Source organism: Shewanella sp. SM74 (assembly GCF_025653725.1).
GTDB lineage: Bacteria > Pseudomonadota > Gammaproteobacteria > Enterobacterales > Shewanellaceae > Shewanella > Shewanella oncorhynchi.
Genome location: NZ_JAKKRZ010000006.1, coordinates 1 through 16,419 on the forward strand (window position 1 = coordinate 1; position 16,419 = coordinate 16,419).

General features: G+C 42.8%; 11 protein-coding genes and 1 pseudogene. 5 read left to right on the forward strand and 7 right to left on the reverse strand.

Features of this window, described 5'->3' with window-relative positions; translation table 11 throughout:
- The first annotated feature begins 803 nt into the window (after nt 1-803).
- On the forward strand, nt 804-3,014 hold the full coding sequence (locus tag L5M49_RS07880; protein WP_263265785.1) for a hypothetical protein: 2,211 nt from the start codon (nt 804-806) through the stop codon (nt 3,012-3,014).
- 93 nt (nt 3,015-3,107) lie between these two features.
- On the opposite strand, the pseudogene L5M49_RS07885 reads toward L5M49_RS07880, so the two are convergent.
- Nucleotides 3,108-3,422 (reverse strand): annotated as a pseudogene (locus tag L5M49_RS07885) (group II intron maturase-specific domain-containing protein); the annotation flags it as partial.
- A gap of 559 nt (nt 3,423-3,981) precedes the next feature.
- Complete coding sequence (locus tag L5M49_RS07890) at nt 3,982-5,340, reverse strand: YjiH family protein (protein WP_173243401.1); 1,359 nt, start codon at nt 5,338-5,340, stop codon at nt 3,982-3,984.
- A gap of 706 nt (nt 5,341-6,046) precedes the next feature.
- On the opposite strand from L5M49_RS07890, the gene L5M49_RS07895 reads away from it, so the two are divergent.
- Entirely contained in the window at nt 6,047-6,760 is a 714-nt protein-coding gene (locus tag L5M49_RS07895) for a hypothetical protein (RefSeq protein WP_173497516.1), read from the forward strand.
- Nucleotides 6,761-6,796: 36 nt separating this feature from the next.
- Here L5M49_RS07895 and L5M49_RS07900 read toward each other — a convergent pair whose 3' ends face one another.
- Both L5M49_RS07900 and L5M49_RS07905 read right to left on the reverse strand, forming a co-directional pair.
- On the reverse strand, nt 6,797-7,684 hold the full coding sequence (locus L5M49_RS07900) for a U32 family peptidase (RefSeq protein ID WP_263265786.1): 888 nt from the start codon (nt 7,682-7,684) through the stop codon (nt 6,797-6,799).
- Between the two features lie 37 nt (nt 7,685-7,721).
- The gene (locus tag L5M49_RS07905) at nt 7,722-8,732 is read right to left on the reverse strand and encodes a peptidase U32 family protein (RefSeq protein WP_113939322.1); all 1,011 of its coding nucleotides are present in this window, start codon (nt 8,730-8,732) and stop codon (nt 7,722-7,724) included.
- Nucleotides 8,733-8,870: 138 nt separating this feature from the next.
- Here L5M49_RS07905 and L5M49_RS07910 point away from each other — a divergent pair, with 138 nt between their 5' ends.
- On the forward strand, nt 8,871-9,404 hold the full coding sequence (locus tag L5M49_RS07910) for an SCP2 domain-containing protein (RefSeq protein WP_263265787.1): 534 nt from the start codon (nt 8,871-8,873) through the stop codon (nt 9,402-9,404).
- A gap of 109 nt (nt 9,405-9,513) precedes the next feature.
- Here the strand turns inward: L5M49_RS07910 and L5M49_RS07915 are convergent, their stop codons facing one another.
- From L5M49_RS07915 to yegQ, 3 genes are all read right to left on the reverse strand, one after another.
- Nucleotides 9,514-11,403, reverse strand: coding sequence for a S8 family peptidase (locus tag L5M49_RS07915; protein ID WP_263265788.1), 1,890 nt, complete (start codon nt 11,401-11,403; stop codon nt 9,514-9,516).
- A 521-nt stretch (nt 11,404-11,924) separates the two neighbouring features.
- Complete coding sequence (locus L5M49_RS07920) at nt 11,925-12,176, reverse strand: YfhL family 4Fe-4S dicluster ferredoxin (protein ID WP_006082676.1); 252 nt, start codon at nt 12,174-12,176, stop codon at nt 11,925-11,927.
- A 4-nt stretch (nt 12,177-12,180) separates the two neighbouring features.
- Nucleotides 12,181-13,548 (reverse strand): tRNA 5-hydroxyuridine modification protein YegQ, encoded by a 1,368-nt coding sequence (yegQ, locus tag L5M49_RS07925; protein WP_263265789.1) that lies wholly within the window; start codon nt 13,546-13,548, stop codon nt 12,181-12,183.
- A gap of 328 nt (nt 13,549-13,876) precedes the next feature.
- Between yegQ and L5M49_RS07930 the strand changes: the two genes are divergently transcribed.
- Together L5M49_RS07930 and L5M49_RS07935 are read left to right on the forward strand one after the other, a co-directional pair.
- Nucleotides 13,877-14,719 carry an HDOD domain-containing protein gene (locus tag L5M49_RS07930; protein WP_028761421.1) on the forward strand — a complete coding sequence of 281 codons (843 nt, stop codon included), beginning with the start codon at nt 13,877-13,879 and terminating at the stop codon, nt 14,717-14,719.
- Nucleotides 14,720-14,809: 90 nt separating this feature from the next.
- Nucleotides 14,810-16,303, forward strand: a complete 1,494-nt coding sequence (locus L5M49_RS07935) for a putative bifunctional diguanylate cyclase/phosphodiesterase (protein WP_263265858.1) — start codon at nt 14,810-14,812, stop codon at nt 16,301-16,303.
- Nucleotides 16,304-16,419 lie beyond the last annotated feature (116 nt).

Consider the following 16,419-nt stretch of genomic DNA (forward strand, 5'->3'; position numbering starts at 1 on the left):
AGCGTTTGCGTAAGACGTTAAGCATCACGTAAAAGTTTACATGCACTGATGAATAAACGGTCAACCGTACCTATTAGAGCCTGACTTGACCAAGGCATTAAATGCCGATGTAGTGATAAGGTAATAGGTTTCGGATTTACATCATGGCGCGGGTAAAAAGCCTATTTAGACGCCGAATATATGGTAGTGAACCAATCATTCAAAAGTGTTGTAAAAGCTGAGGCGTCCATATATGGTCAAGTAAAACTGGCCACAGGTTTAGAGCTTTTTCATACTTTTGGTAATCTTAAATGTTGTCATTAGAGCAAAAGTCCTAACTCGAAAATGTCCAAAAGTGAGTTTCATAAAGTTTACTCTGACCCCACTAATTTTTATACCAAGTTGCCCCGTCATGCGCTATCGTTTTTCATCTGGTTCGCTCTTTTCAGTCGATGAAATTGAAAGGCCAAGGCACTTATAAACCAGAGCYTTACTGGTTAWTGACCGATCGCGTGTTAAGCMGATCTCCCCAGATAAGAACATGAACTTTCTTTGCACTGCTGCATCATTTACGGTGGCCATTAGATCACGTGGATTCGTCGTCTTGTCCCCTTACTTCGTGGGGGAGACCCTGCCAACGCACCTCTAGCTTGTGCCTCATATGATGTGCTTGTTCATCAGCTCGCAAATTTGCTAGCGGCTTCCTCCGGACCAGTCCTCACGGAAAAGCCCTTGCCATTCGCTAGTTGTTAGAGTTTAATAACAAACAGTTATCTAAACGGTGATCTTCCTACAGAGGACTTACACCTCATTAGTTCATGCCCATGCTGGGTGTACACAAACGCCTTAAACATCGTGGCCTGCGGCCGCTGGACGCGCAACAAGTTGCTCGCCGTTTAGGCGGTAGTTATATGAATACTTATTCGGGTGTGAACATGATTACGCAGATTGTAAAAGAACTTACTAGCTACGGTACAAATAAGTTTTCAGAGTATCTAAGTAGTAACTTACTAGACGATAAAAGTTGTATTGATTTATTGGGAAAAGCTATTGAGCAACCTAATAATATATATATACATAAAAACAAAAAAAGAGAACAACGAGAAAAATTTTTTGTAAATCTTGAGGAAATTCTTTTAGAAAATGAATTACATGAATCTGTTTCTTATATAAATATTAAACGCAAAATAATTAGCGCAACAGAAGCTATATTTGACAATATTAGCGACGTGTTATCTGAATGTGAAATTGAAAAAATAAGCTATGAAAAACAAGTGTGGGCACACATTGGAAGAGCTGAAGAAGAATTTGAGGAAATATTTAAAAAATCCGAAGAGTTAATTAACAATCGGAGGGATGCGAAATCAGCTATGAACTCAGGGTCATTTTTACTAAAGGACGATTTTGGTAATGTCTTTGATCCTGATGTGGCAATTGAAAAATTAACAACTTCGTTATCATTAATAATTAGCTTATTGGCTTATAAAAATAATTCATATGTTGATGGAATAATTATTATGCCAGATAAGACCCCCGTTACGGATAATGATAAATTTAAAGCTGGCTCTACCCAACTATTTGCTATGTCCTGGAAGGCTGTTGAGGATATGGGGACAAGGTGTTTGCTTTTTGGTGGTCAAGTTTTTCATTGCGTTGGTGATAATGTTCCCGAAGATGCAAGAATTAATGGTGGAGTAAAAGAATCATTTCACTTTGTTAGAGAAGAAACTGATTTTGAGATATTTGATTCAATTGCAAATCAACGTTTAAATAAAAAAATATTTCAAAATTACTTTGAAATGCTCCACATTAAACAGCTAGAAAAACTGATTGTCTCTGATATTAAAGATTTAAAAGATGGTTTTTATCTCTCAATAGATGAAATTTCTACAGGTCAAGCAATACAGGATATATTTCACTTCGACTTAATTGAAGATGAAAAGCTATATAATGGATTAAGGTTACTGGAGTGGATTAAAGCGTATTCCTGCTTAAAATATATTTGTAATTTTATTAAAGATAACAATCAACAGAATGTTATTAGTATAAAAACGCTTGAAGGTTATTTTTCGAAATCAGGATTGGATAGAGAAAAAACAAGAATATTTATAGATATTGTGACTTTTGGTCGTGACTCAAGAGATTTCTTTGACTGCCCTTTACTTAAGCTTAATAATGACAATTATTACATCTTTTTACATTCATTTTTAAATTCAAATTTAACTGTGTTAATTCTATCGAGAATGTCTTCTTTAGAAATTGTTGTGAGCAATAAAGGTTATGATTTTGAAAGTGACACAATAAATGATTTAACTAAATTATCTAATAATTGCCAAGGTTTTAAATTCAAGCGTGGCTTGCACGAGTATGAATATGATGCTGTATTTATTTTAAATGATAAGTTATTTGTCATTGAGTGTAAAAATAGAACGTTATCAGGTTCAAATATTGTCCTATCGTATAGAAAAAAACAATTTATGGATGAAAATGTATTACAAATCGAGAGGTTAGTAAATGGTTTGGTTAGCTATCCAGAGGTTATAAAAGAGCACTTTGGAATTAATATTTCTGATTATGATGTTGTGCCAGTAATCCTTAATTGCATGCCTTTCTCTTGGAAAGGAAAATACAAAAATGTTTATTTTACAGACGCATCATCACTTAACCGATTTTTAACCTCAGGCCATATAAACGCAGTAGTATCCAAGAGCAAAGGAAAGCAAAGAGTTCTAGAAAAAAATGCAGTTTATAGTTTATGGGAGTCTGAAACTCCTTCTGCAGATGATTTAATTAGACAGTTTGAAAACCCAATTCAACTGCAGGGGCATTTAAAAAGTAGAGTAATAGACAGAAGGTGGTTCTATAGCAATAGTACCTCTGCATTCACCGTAGATACATTTTATACTGATTCAAAATTACTCAAAAAAAATGAGAAGAAAATTTTTGGGAAAAGTATACCACCAGAAAATAAAAATAATAAAAAAGCTAATAAGAGAAAAGCGACAAAACTTTCAAAACGTAAGAATAGACGCTAAAGAATTCATATAATCGGATAGCCGGAGGTATCTAGCCTCCAGCCCCACACCATCCTGCATGCGGCTCCGCACAGGGCGGTTCATTTAGAACGCCTAACCTGCTTTTTGGTTAGGGTAATGAACTGCGATCCATCCATCTCTCAGTGAATATAGTCCTGCTTTCTTAAGATACTCGTTACTCAGCGCTTGCTGTATCCTTGGTTTTTTCGAACTTCGCCATGGCCCTTTGCTTGTGATCCCACAGGCAACGGCTGCTTGGATCCTGACGCCACGTTTAAGTAAGTTTTGTACCTTAGTCCGCGGTTTTCGCCACTGACGCCAGTAGCACATACGCACTCGACGACGGATCCAATGGTCTAAATCGACGCACCCTTGATAAGCGTTGGCTATGCCAAAGTAGTTGATCCAATAAAACATGGCCACCCACGATTATTGCCTCGGATGGTAGCAATGCATAACATAGCGCTTGTGTCGGACAAATTTACCGCAGGGCGAGGCGTTATATGGCTTATCGATTATGCGCATTATTCATACTTAGGTTGTAAGAATGGATTTGAATAAATTTAGATAAAAAATCGACAATGATGTAGGGTTTAACTCGAAACGAACAATGCTGATGATTGTTTGTCTCATATTTTTAGCGCTAAACCTCAGCGGTGCGAAATTAGAAGAAGCTAATACTTTTATATTTATAATATGTGGGGTCAGTGTAAACTTTAATTGATCAGCATACTTTTCCTAATCCCACTATCCATCTTTAGAGCCTTAACTCTGACTCGTTTCTGTCCAAAAGTGAGTTGTGTGGTGTCGAGTGGAGATTGTACGATTAAGTCACGCTGTATAATCAAATCAGCCAGTTCGTGTATGAGTTAGTACAAAAAGGGGAGTCAGTTAATCTGACTCCCCTTTTTTGGAACGCTTGTTGGACTTACATTAAAACCTACGTTAGGCCCAAACTAGCGTAATGTTAGAACAATAAATGCGCTACACCTGCGATAACAGGCAGTGTCACTAAGGTGCGTAGAATAAACACCACGAAAAGCTCAACGAAGTTGACGGGGATTTTACTGCCGATAAGCAGTGCACCGACTTCACTCATATAGATCAACTGAGTCACAGATAAGGCTGCAATTACAAAGCGGGTCATATCTGATTCAATTGAGCTGGCAAGGATTGACGGAATAAACATATCCGCAAAACCGACCACGATTGTTTTAGAGGCTTCAGTGGCTTCTGGAATATGCAGTAATTCGAGTAATGGAATAAACGGCATCCCCAGATAGTTAAAGATGGGCGTGTGCTCGGCAATAATCAGTGCCAGCGTACCAATGGCCATTACCACAGGGATAATGCCAAATACCATATCGACAACGTTTTTAATGCCTTCATTTAAGACAGCTTTTATGCCACCGGCACTGGCGGCTTTTTCTAAGGCTTTATCAAAGCCCCAAGATAAGGCGCCATGTCCAGCAGGGATCAGCTCATCATCTGGCATGCGTGGTGTGTCATCTATGTAGTTGTCTTTCTTCCACGATAATGGTGGCAACTTAGGCACAATCACAGCGGCGGCAAAACCGGCGAGACACACAGTCAAATAAAAGGGCACAAACATATGCTCTAACTTAACTTGTGAAATCACCACTAAGCTGAAGGTAATCGATACCGCCGAGAAGGTTGTACCAATAACTGCGGCTTCTCTCTGGGTATAAAAACGGGCTTCGTATTGTTTGCTGGTCAGCAAAATGCCGACACTGCCATCACCTAACCATGAGGCCATACAATCGATAGCACTACGACCCGGTAGATTGAACACGGGACGCATGACTTTCGTTAAGAGTGTGCCAAAGAGCTCGAGTAGGCCGAAGTTCAGCAGCAGCGGCAGTAACATACCCGCAAAGATAAATACCGAGAACAACACAGGTAATAAGTCGTTTAAGACTAATGCGCCAGTGCTCGAGGAGTTGATGATCTCTGGACCTAAACCTAAGTAAGTCAGTACGATAAACACTGCACCTAAGATCCGAGTCGTCAACCACATAGGGCTGACATTCAATAAACCATTAAGGAAGTGATTTTGCGTAACGAATGTGGGCTTAAACACTTTTGACAGTAAAGAGGCCAGCGCCGTAGTCACAACAATAATAGTCACTATGAGGGTTAGCACACCGCTCAATGCGCCTTGCAGTGCTTTAGATATGATAGCGATAGGAATTGTGATCGCATCGTTGTAGCTGATAGGGGTCATAAATAACAACAGACCAATCAGCGAAGGGACGATAAAGGTGAGTATCGTCTTAATGTTTCGGTTTTTATTTTCAGTAGCCAATGTTGTACACCTTAAAGTACGAGTCGTACATGGTAAATTTGAATAAATAGCCGCACGTAACAAGCTGTCGACGCTAATTAAGGTGCATTTAAATTCAACTCAAAAACGAGAATGGGGAAGATTACTCGCTTAGCTTCTCTATGTAAAACGATTCGCTAGTTAGTTTGATATAAGCAGCAAAACAGCATAGTTATTTTACTTTAGTTGTCGATAAATTAAGAGTGGTTATATTGGATTTTATTACTGTAAAATCATTATTAAACATGGCCTTACAATCAATTACCTTAGGTTGGTTAACGACTGGTTAATTACTTGTTTACTGATGTGTGTGAAACTATCTAGATGTTATTTCTGCACAAAAAAACATCAGCAACTTTAGCGCTACTGCCATGTTGGCTGGTTTTCTGTTCGATTTGAAAGTGCAATAGAGATAACTCTGGCTATATAGCGTTGACGAGAACCTGTTGTGCATATCGCGGTAATGTTAAGGAGTCTTGGGTACTAGGACACATTTTTATGCGATAAGCCTTTAAATCGACTTATCTCTAAAAGTGACCTTCTCCACTATCTTGATGCTTTTGTGATTGACTAAAAAGTCGCAAATAACGATGAAAGTAAAAATATTATTCATAAAGCGGATACCCGCCGCTTTAAATCTTCTCATTTCCATGTAAGTTAGTATTACTCCCATCCAGCTCTAGTATTCATGATCGCAAAAGTACAGAAGGTTACGATTAAAGGCGGCTCAACACTGGCCATTAAGTTTGGTTTTTTGGGGATCTTTGGGCTTTTAATTGGCATTGTTATTACTGTTTTGGGGTTCGATGATTCTGAATTCCATCGCTTCAATTTTTTGAATCACACCCTAAGTGAATTAGGGACTTATGGTCATTCGTCTTTCGCTGTCATTCTTAACGGTGGATTGTTTTTTGGCAGTTTAAGCCTCGTTTTCTATTGTTTGTCTTCTTTGCAGCAGGTGACTTCTTGCTGGGGATACCCTTTCTTTATCAGTTTGGCTCTCACTTTTCTGGCTTTAGCGAGCGTGGGATTATTTCCGGTGAACGTGTATCACTTGCATGTTCTTGGGCTGAAATGGTTTTTCTATCTGGGGAGTTTGAGTTCGATCTTCTATTTAGCCTTGGTCTGTTTCGGCAAGTCTAACTTTGGCCGTTGGACTGGGTTGTTGGCGTTAATAGTCTTATGTAGCATGTTGACGTTTCTGTATGCACCACAGCTCAATTTAGGCTTGACCGAAGGTGATAGACCGTTTTATCAGGAGATGGTATTGCAACTGCCGCGTCCTACTTTGTGGTGGCCAGCCCTACTAGAATGGATTGGACTGGGAAGTTTATTGTGTTGGACAAGTGTGCTGCTTTTTAGCCAGTTAAGCTTCAGCCAAGATCCCAAAATCATTGGCTGAGTTATCTTTAAATTTAGGCTTATCTTCAGCTTTAGGCTATGGATTCACATGCACAGCAAGGCCCGCTTCACCAAACCAATAACCGTTGCACTGGGTTGTACCAAGTTTGCTATTCATCGAAAAATCCTGAGTATTTTTAGTCGCTTGAATCGTATCGACCAAAGCATTGGCTTTAGTGATGCAGTCAAGACTACTGGGTGATACTCGAAACACATCGACCCCCATTTGTGTCATTGCCGCTATTTCACTGCGTAAATCTAAACAGCTAGCGGATTGGGTTTGAATTCCATTGAGCCTGAGTAAAGGTTGCTGCTCTTGGGTTTGCGCGAGTAGTCCTTTATTGTATTCACGGCATACCGTTTCGCAATGATCTTTCGTGAGCTGTTTGTGTCTAGCGGTAAAGCAGCGCGCTGAATGGGCGAGTGGTAAATAGCCGTGGCCGAGCACTTCCACCTCAAATGATGGCTGCTCTTGAATCACTTGTTGTAACCAAGCCTTAGATAGCTCCACTGGCATCACAAATCTTTGCATTCCAAACCGCTGTAAAATGTCTAAACTAGCACGATTGTAGTTATTGATACTCGCGCCGCAGACAAAGGGTAACTTACGCTCTTTAGCAAGATACACTGCCGCCATATCGTTTGCTTCGACGATAAATTCACCGTTATCGACCTGGCGTTTGAGCTCAGTATATTCAGATGGCGCTTCGATTAAGGCCAGCGTTGAAAGCACGACTTCTTTACCCGCCTGCTTGAGCATTTGCGCCAGCTCTAGATAATCGCCCCACTTGAGTTCGCGTCTGCGGCTACAAACCGCCTCACCTAAATACACTAAGGGAATTTGACTGGCGGCGACTTGCTGGTAAAAGTCAGCGACTTGCTGTTTCTGCCAGCAATACAACAGTGGTCCTAGGGAAATCTTCATAAGGTGTCCTTTGTCAATCTTGCTCTCTATTTACCTTTTATTGCCAATCGCGCTCGTAGGCGCCAAGCGTAGTGATCTGACCCTCGGATACTTTCGCTAGGGCTTGTTCCCAATGGGGTTGATTTTGGCTTTGTGAGTACAGCGCTGGATTATTTAGATAGGTGTCTATGGCTTGACGCCATACTCGAGTGACTTGTTCAACATAGGCGGGGCTGCGTTGACGTCCTTCGATTTTCAGCGACACTATGCCAGCTTTGGCTAGCTCTGGAAGTAAGCTTAAGGTATTCAAACTGGTTGGTGATTCGAGTAAATATTGCGGCGAATCTTGATCTGCTGTGATGTAACGGCCTTTGCATACCACGGGATAACCCATTTGTTCGTCGAGGGCCGATTTATCAATTAATACATCGTTGAGCCGGGTTAATCTGTTCTGTCCTTCTTCTTGCCAGCGTACGTGTTTTGCTGGTGAACAAGATCCACCTGTGTTGGGCGATTGGCCCGTTACATAGGATGACAGCTGGCAACGCCCTTCGGCCATAATGCACAGACTACCAAAGGCGAATACTTCCAAGTCCACTGGGCTGACTTTAGCAAGATCCCGTACTTGTTTCATGGATAACACCCGTGGCAATACTACTCGGGCGATGTTAAAGGCTTCCTTATAAAAGCTCAGCGCCCCCAGATTGGTCGCACTGGCTTGCACCGATAAATGCAGTGGCAGGTTTGGATAGTGCCTATGGGCATAATCGAGTAAAGAAAGATCGGCGACAATTAATGCATCCATACCTAGTTTTGCCGCTAAATCGATAGCCTGATACCAACGATGCTCTTCACCGGGCTTTGGAAAAGTATTTAAGGTCAAAAAGATTTTTTTGCCGTGCTTTTGCGTCAGCTCAGTGGCTTCTTGCAATTTTGCGGGGGTGAAGTTTAATCCTGCAAACGAGCGCGCGTTGGTGTCGTCTTTTAACCCTAGATACACAGCGTCGGCTCCGGCATGTAATGCCGACTTTAGCGAGGCCAGATTTCCTGCTGGACACAACAGCTCCATAGTGATGCTCCCGATAAAATGATAGCCGCTGAGTGTAGGTAAGATTGAATGGCGATGAATTGATTTAAAACAGGTTTAAGATCATAAAATCCCGATAAACTGGGATATATCATGTTTTATTCTTGTAGGGTTCCCGCTATGTCCGCTGTTTTTTTCGCAAAATTTGCTCAGCAACTTTTAGAGTTCACCCCAAAAGCCATCGGCTTTCCCCTTGCTAAGATGCCGTTTAGCCTCAAAGCAAAAGCCATCAGCCAATTGCTTGAACTCTTACTTGCCGAGCAAGCTGCTGGCGATGAGCTTGGATTTTTGACGGATAAATGGGTCGCGATTCGAGTGGAAGATATAAACTTAGCCTTCGAAGTCAGTTTTAATGGAAAATGGCAAGTCAGAGAGCTCACCGATGCGCAGGTGACCTTTAGTGCCAACTCTGCCGAGCTAGTGTTAGTGGCGGCGGCGAAGGAAGATCCCGACACGCTATTCTTCCAGCGTAAGCTGAGTATTCAAGGTGATACTGAATTAGGACTCGAAGTGAAAAACCTGCTGTTAAGTATCGAATTTGCCAGTATGCCAGCGCCAATTCGTCTTAGTGTTGAAAAGCTTGCCGCTGTGATTGAGCGTCTGCAAATTGAAGCTAAACCGACAATTATTCTCGCCAAATCTCCAAGCTTTTAACGTTATGTAGTGAGACTACACACTGCTAATTCCATAAAGAAGCCCGCTAAGTTGTTATCTTAGTGGGCTTATTTTTATTTAAACTTTATTGTATGGTTTGGTCAATGAGTTAGTAGCTTGCACTCAGTTGTAGTCCCGAGTAGCTCGAATAAGCGCGTAACATCACATGGTAAGTTCCCGCTTGAGTCACGGTAATCGAACAGCTTTCATTGTTCCCGTTTTTATAGGGACGGCAATCATAGCTGGTGGTCGTTGGGGGAGTGCCTGCTTTGACATACAGGTCTACATCTCCAGTTCCGCCACTGGTGGCAATGTTGAGTTGGCTATTGGCTGGAACCACTATTTTATACAGTTTCTCTGTTGCCGTTGCCCCGCTTAAATTCGTGACAGGTACGCCATTGGTTAAGCAGTTTGCATCGGTGCAGTTTCCGCCACCATTCAGGTTATAGCTGGCTGTCAGTTGGGCATTGGCGTAATTATTATAGCCTTGCACCATCACATACCACCGACCCGCCGTAGGTGTCGTGAAGTTACAGCTCTCGTTGTTGCCATTTTGATAGGGGCGGCATTGGTAGCTTGTTGTCGTCGGTTTTTGCCCTTGGCTGACATAAATATCCGCATCACCAGAACCACCCGCTAGATTGATCCCTAAACTTGCCGCATTGACTGGGACATCGATGTAGTAATACGTCGCAGAACCTGTGGCACCACTGATTGCGACACCCACATTATTTTGCAGCGGTGTTTCATCGACGGGGCAATTATTGCCACAGCCACCATCATCGCTTGCAAGTGAAAAGAGTAATTTATTGGGTGAACCTGTTTTCGCGTCTGTAACTTTATTTGACGTGGCGCGTGTCGTAAGTAAGTTTGTCACCTGTGCGGGAGAGAGATTTGGATTTTCATCTAAGTATAATGCGGCAACGCCTGCCACATGTGGGGCTGCCATTGAGGTACCACTTATGGTATTAGTCGCTGAATTCGAGTTATACCAAGCGGACGTAATGCTCGAACCAGGCGCATAGATATCAAGGCAAGTCCCGAAGTTAGAAAAACTCGAGCGGGAATCGTTACTGGTGGTTGAACCAACCGTGATGGCATTTACCGCCCGTGCGGGTGAGTAATTACAGGCGCTGCTGTTGTCGTTACCCGCCGCCACTACGAAAGTGACCCCTGCGGCAACTGCGGCATTGACTGCATCATCAGTTGCTTGGGAGGCTCCTCCTCCTAAACTCATGTTTGCGACGGCGGGGCCGGAAGCATTGTTTTTCACCCAGTTTATCCCTGCAATCACGCCAGAGTTACTACCTGAACCTGAACAGTTGAGTACTCTGACGCCCACAAGATTGACGTTTTTAGCCACACCGTAGGTAGTGCCGCCAACAGTTCCTGCCACATGGGTACCATGGCCGTTACAGTCAGTCGCATCGTAATCATTATCCACAAAATCATAGCCACTGCTGGCGCGACCACCAAACTCATTGTGAGTATTAAGCACGCCAGTATCGATCACAAAGGCGGTTACACCAGAGCCGTCGAAATCCGTGTGATAGTTACTATCCAATGGCAAGTTTCGTTGATCGATTCTGTCTATGCCCCAGGTCGGACTCGGTTGATTGGCATTGGCTTCAACCATAGGCGTTACTGACATGATTTGATCTTGTTCTATGTATTTCACATTTGGATCTTTACGCAGTGCTTTAATCTGTTGGGCGCTGGCCTTGATGAGTACACCATTGAGCACATTGCCAAAGTTTTTCATCACAGTGACATCATATTGGTTGACTAAACTCTCGGCTTGTTTCGTCGCGAATTCAGCTATGGTGTTGTTATTACTTAGATTAAGAACGCTTGGGGTATTGAATACAACAATGTAAGTATCTTTGATGGCTTTAGATTGCGGGACACTTACTATACTCGCTTGGTATTCATTAGCGTTAACAGGGAAGTAAGCAAGTCCAGTTGCGACCGCGACTGCAATTAAATGTTTCTTATGCATGTTGAACTCCATTTTCTTTTTATGTCTCCACGGACTTCGAGACATAATTCAATGTAGAAGGTATTTTCAACCTGCCCAGTTCGGTGCTTAAGGCGTATCTAATTTACAAGGTTAAAATGTAACACTTGATTTACAATTTGGCCGTGGATGGCTTTTTACTTAGCTAAAGAGTGAGGTGTACAAATAAGCGTCAAAATAATAACTATTAGTCTATTAAAACAACCTAGTCTGTAAAAGTGGTGATTTATCAAGCGATATTTTGTCCGAATCACAAACTGTGAAGCAGTGATAAATTCCGTCTGCTACTTTTTTGACATTCACCGCTGAAAAGAAGTCAGTCTAAAGTAGTGTTTTGACTAATGCTGAAATAAAGGCTTGGATTTAAGCGATTTAAAGGTTTTTCATACCGTTAAATGCATCTTTATTGTGATTTTTTATGCGGCTTGTTTTGCGCAGGTTATGGCAGGTATTAGGGTAGATTTGACCGAGAGGCATTATAGCCACTCGGTCAGGTGACGTGATTAAGCTTTTTGCGTTAACACGGCAAATTTCACTAACAATTCGTCGTTAGATTCGACACGGTTTGGATCTGGGTCGATGCAATCAATGGGGCAGACAGACACGCAAGTCGGTTTGTCGTAGTGACCCACACATTCGGTGCAACGGTCTGGATCGATTTCATAGATCTCTTCGCCCATAGTGATGGCCTGATTAGGACATTCAGGTTCACACATGTCGCAATTGATGCAGCTATCGTCGATCAGTAGTGCCATGATCTTAACCTAGTTCATGTGGGTTGCGAGTATCCTGACCTTGGGGCAAGTTACGCAGCAAAATACCGTGGCTCAAATCGACTTCTTTCGGCACGGGTAGATACACAGTGTGCCCAGAACCTAAACCGGCTTCAACTGCTTCAGCTTTGCGATTTTCGAGTTGTTCAATCGTCAAACTGATATTGCCCTGCGGCGTCATCAGTTCAACACTGTCGCCAACGGAGAACTTGTTTTTTACTTCAATTTCGGCCAATCCTGCAAGATTACGTTTTCCCGTCAGTTCACCTACAAATTGTTGGGTGTCACTAACTGAGTAGCCATAGTCATAATTTTGGTATTCATCATGCACATGGCGACGTAAAAAGCCTTCGGTATAACCACGGTGGGCTAGGCCTTCTAATTGATTCATTAGACTGCGGTCGAAATCTTTACCCGATGAAGCATCTTCAATCGCGCGGCGATACAGTTGTGCGGTACGGGCAACGTAATAGAAGGACTTAGTGCGGCCTTCAATTTTGAGTGAGTCTATGCCCATTTTAGTCAGGCGCTCAACGTGCTGAATGGCCCGTAAGTCTTTAGAGTTCATGATATAAGTGCCGTGCTCATCTTCGAAGGCGGGCATGTATTCGCTGGGGCGATTGGCTTCCTGTAGTAGGTAAATTTGATCTGTGGGAGCGCCTGCACCTAAGGTCGTTGGCGTTTCAATTTGCACCGCATTTGGCATGGCAATGATGTCACCGCTGTCATTTTGCTGCGCTTCGTGTACATCGTATTTCCAGCGACAAGCATTAGTGCAGGTGCCTTGGTTAGGATCGCGTTTGTTGATATAACCCGAGAGTAAACAACGGCCTGAATACGCCATACACAGGGCGCCATGCACAAACACTTCAAGCTCGATATCGGGGCAGCGCTGACGAATTTCTTCGATTTCATCTAAGGACAATTCGCGTGACAGGATCACGCGTTTGATGCCTTGGGTTTGCCAAAACTTTACCGAGGCCCAGTTGATGGCATTCGCTTGCACGGATAAATGCACCACTTGATCAGGAAACGCTTCACGCACCATCATGATTAAACCGGGATCGGACATGATCAGTGCGTCAGGCCTCATCACCACTACGGGTTCCATGTCCTTGATATAGGTTTTTAGCTTGGCATTGTGGGGGGCGATATTGCTCACCACATACAGCTTTTTACCGAGTGCATGGGCTTCTTCAATCCCAGTGGCAAGGTTTTCCATTTTAAAGTCATTGTTACGTACCCTTAGACTATATCTTGGCTGACCGGCATACACTGCATCTGCGCCATAGGCAAAGGCGTAGCGCATGTTCTTTAAGGTTCCAGCTGGAGACAGTAGCTCAGGTTTAAACATAATCACTCTCAAATGGGTTAATAAATGACGCGGTGCGCGGGGGCGGCATTTTACACAATGAAAGTAGGGGTATGCAAATTGCCTTAGTTAACTTTAGCAGTACTTCACATTTTACGAATATAGTGAGTTTGGCTTAGATCGACTGGAGCGGAATATTTCAACTTGAGTGATGATTGAGGTCGATGTTCAAGACAGATAAGTAAGGCAAAATTGATAACGCAATCATACAAATTATTAACGTCTGCAGTTTTTTCTAGGCATCTAATGACAGCCAACTGATATACTCCAACAATCCAATGTTGATGTTTACAGATTGATGGGAGTTAAGATGTCTACCGAACATCTACTGTTAGTCAGTTTATTAAAAAAACTAAAAGATGATGCCTTAGTGCTACCGACCTTGCCTGAAGTGGCGATGCGGGTGCAAGAAGTGGTCGGACGCTCCGATGCGAGCCTTAAACAAGTGGCAGAAGTGATCGGCCAAGATGCAGCGATTTCTGCGCGTATTATTAAGGTCGCCAACAGCGCGCTATATAGCCGAGGCGTACCCGCTGAAAGTATCAACAGTGCGGTTTCTCGTATTGGGTTAATCCAGATTAAAAGCATTGCCACTTCGGTGGCGATGGAGCAATTATTCATTTCCACCAATGAAATGGTGTGGGAAGTCATGGACGAAGTGTGGCGTACCTCAATCGATGTAACCGCTGCGTCTTGTGCCATGCTGCAGATGTACAATAAGCGCCATTCAACCAGTCGGTTAAATTTTGATACCTTAACCTTAGCTGGACTCGTGCATAACATTGGCGCCTTACCTGTATTAACAGAAGCGGAGGCGCATCCCCATTTATTCACTAGCATTGATCAATTACGCGCGCTCGTACGTAAAATGCAAGGGCCTTTGGGTCGTGCTGTTTTGAAAAGTTGGGATTTCTCTACCGAAGTGATGGAAGTGGTTGAGCGTTGGGCTGATTTACCTTATCTACCCGATCATGTCACCTATCTCGACTTTATCCGTGCAGCGGCCTTTTATACCGGTGAATTGCGAGCGGGCACTGAACTAGAGCAACGTCTCGGTGTGTTTGTCGCCCGTGGATTACCTGTGACGACCGATGATTTAGCCAGTGATGAGTTTATGGAAAAATTCCATTCAATTAGAGAAAGTTACCAATAATCGTTAGGCCTAAATGGAATTCAAATGGCGCTGATATCTTTTATCGTGTCATTTGAGAAAAAGCTTACGTGGTATGGCAGAGGCCAAGGTATGTTCGTAATCGGGTTAGTTGTCGCTTCTCTCGCTTTATTGATATTTTCATTGTATATCCTGCAGGCAAAATACAGATCTTTACGGTCGCAGCAAAAATTCTTAGCACAGCTTTGTACCCAGCTAGAGCAGCAAAAGGTTGAACGCCAAGCTTTAGACATTGGCATTGTCCCCCAAGCGTTTGCTCCTCTCTACCATACTTTAAATGAATTATTAAAGGCGTTACCGGCAAGTGTGGGCAAGGATAAGCTAACAGGACTTGTTAATCGTGTCGGCTTGAAACGTACTCTTACCGGCATGATGCCGCTGACTCAAGGGACATTAGTGCTAATTGATATTTATCGATTTCGCTATGTGAATGATCTCTTTGGTTTTGTGTTTGGCGATATCCTGCTGAAGCAATTTGCCGAACGCCTAAACAGCTTAAGTTTATCCCCGAGATTAATCGCACGCCTCAATGGTGATGAATTTTGTTTGTATTACGAGCAAGCGTTGACTGAGGAGCAATTAGTCCACTTAAGAGGGCGGTTGCAAGTGCCTTTTAGCATTAAGAACACACCCGTCAGCGTTAAGCTTCAAATCGGCTGTCTGCATTTACAAGAACACCACGCCGACACGAGTCAGATGCTACGTCGAGTCGATTTGGCGCTGAAGAAAGCCCGCCATTCTCGTAGCGCGATTGCATACTATGCCCAAAATGATGATATTCGTCAGTTAAGAGAACTGAAAATTATCGATAGTTTGCCTAAAGGTTTGCAACGTAATCAAGTATATATGGTGTATCAAGCTAAACAGGATATTGCCACGGGTCGATGTTTTCAGGTTGAAGCCTTGATGCGTTGGGAGCATGACGAACTCGGCATTATTTCTCCTGGAGAATTTATTCCCTTAGCCGAATATGCTGGCATGATTGATTTAGTCAGCCAATGGGCACTTGATCAGGTTTTAGCACAGCAGGCAAAATGGCGCGCGGCGGGGATACAATTGTGTGTTGCAGTTAACCTGTCGACACGGGACCTTGACAGTGAAACCTTACCCCAAGAAATTGCTGCAAGATTAGCCTATTACCAGCTCCCACCCGAATCCTTGATGATCGAAATTACTGAAAGCACTTTAATGGCGGATTTAACTAAGGCGGTTGAGACGTTAGGAAAGATACGTGCCTTAGGGGTTAGACTTGCAATTGATGATTTTGGTACGGGTCATTCTTCCTTAGCTTATTTAAAGCATTTACCCGTTAATGAAGTCAAAATCGATAAAGCCTTTTTAAAGGATCTAGAGCAGGATAAACCGTCGGAATACATCCTCGAAGCCAGTATTAATATTGCCAAAAAACTCGGCTATGAGGTAACTGTTGAAGGAATTGAAACGCTTGAGATTAGAGATAGGTTAGTGGCTATGGGGGTTGATACTATACAAGGTATGTATTACGCGAAGCCCATGAGTGCCGCCGAACTCGAAATGAACTGGGCCCAACTACATAATACAATCTAAACCTTGTGCTCATTAAATTAAGCGCTCGTCAAATCAAATGCTTGTTAAATCAAGAGTATTAAGGCTTGCAACCGAGCCTTAATACTGTCCAGTTATCGTTATTTGAGTTGTACTTC

Bases quoted from the DNA above. Each gene is read 5' to 3' on its own strand.
- yegQ (WP_263265789.1), bottom strand. From the start codon at position 13,548: ATGTTTAAACCTGAGCTACTGTCTCCAGCTGGAACCTTAAAGAACATG.
- L5M49_RS07880 (WP_263265785.1), top strand. From the start codon at position 804: ATGCTGGGTGTACACAAACGCCTTAAACATCGTGGCCTGCGGCCGCTG.
- L5M49_RS07895 (WP_173497516.1), top strand. From the start codon at position 6,047: ATGATCGCAAAAGTACAGAAGGTTACGATTAAAGGCGGCTCAACACTG.
- L5M49_RS07905 (WP_113939322.1), bottom strand. From the start codon at position 8,732: ATGGAGCTGTTGTGTCCAGCAGGAAATCTGGCCTCGCTAAAGTCGGCA.
- L5M49_RS07900 (WP_263265786.1), bottom strand. From the start codon at position 7,684: ATGAAGATTTCCCTAGGACCACTGTTGTATTGCTGGCAGAAACAGCAA.
- L5M49_RS07930 (WP_028761421.1), top strand. From the start codon at position 13,877: ATGTCTACCGAACATCTACTGTTAGTCAGTTTATTAAAAAAACTAAAA.
- L5M49_RS07935 (WP_263265858.1), top strand. From the start codon at position 14,810: ATGTTCGTAATCGGGTTAGTTGTCGCTTCTCTCGCTTTATTGATATTT.
- L5M49_RS07910 (WP_263265787.1), top strand. From the start codon at position 8,871: ATGTCCGCTGTTTTTTTCGCAAAATTTGCTCAGCAACTTTTAGAGTTC.
- L5M49_RS07920 (WP_006082676.1), bottom strand. From the start codon at position 12,176: ATGGCACTACTGATCGACGATAGCTGCATCAATTGCGACATGTGTGAA.
- L5M49_RS07915 (WP_263265788.1), bottom strand. From the start codon at position 11,403: ATGCATAAGAAACATTTAATTGCAGTCGCGGTCGCAACTGGACTTGCT.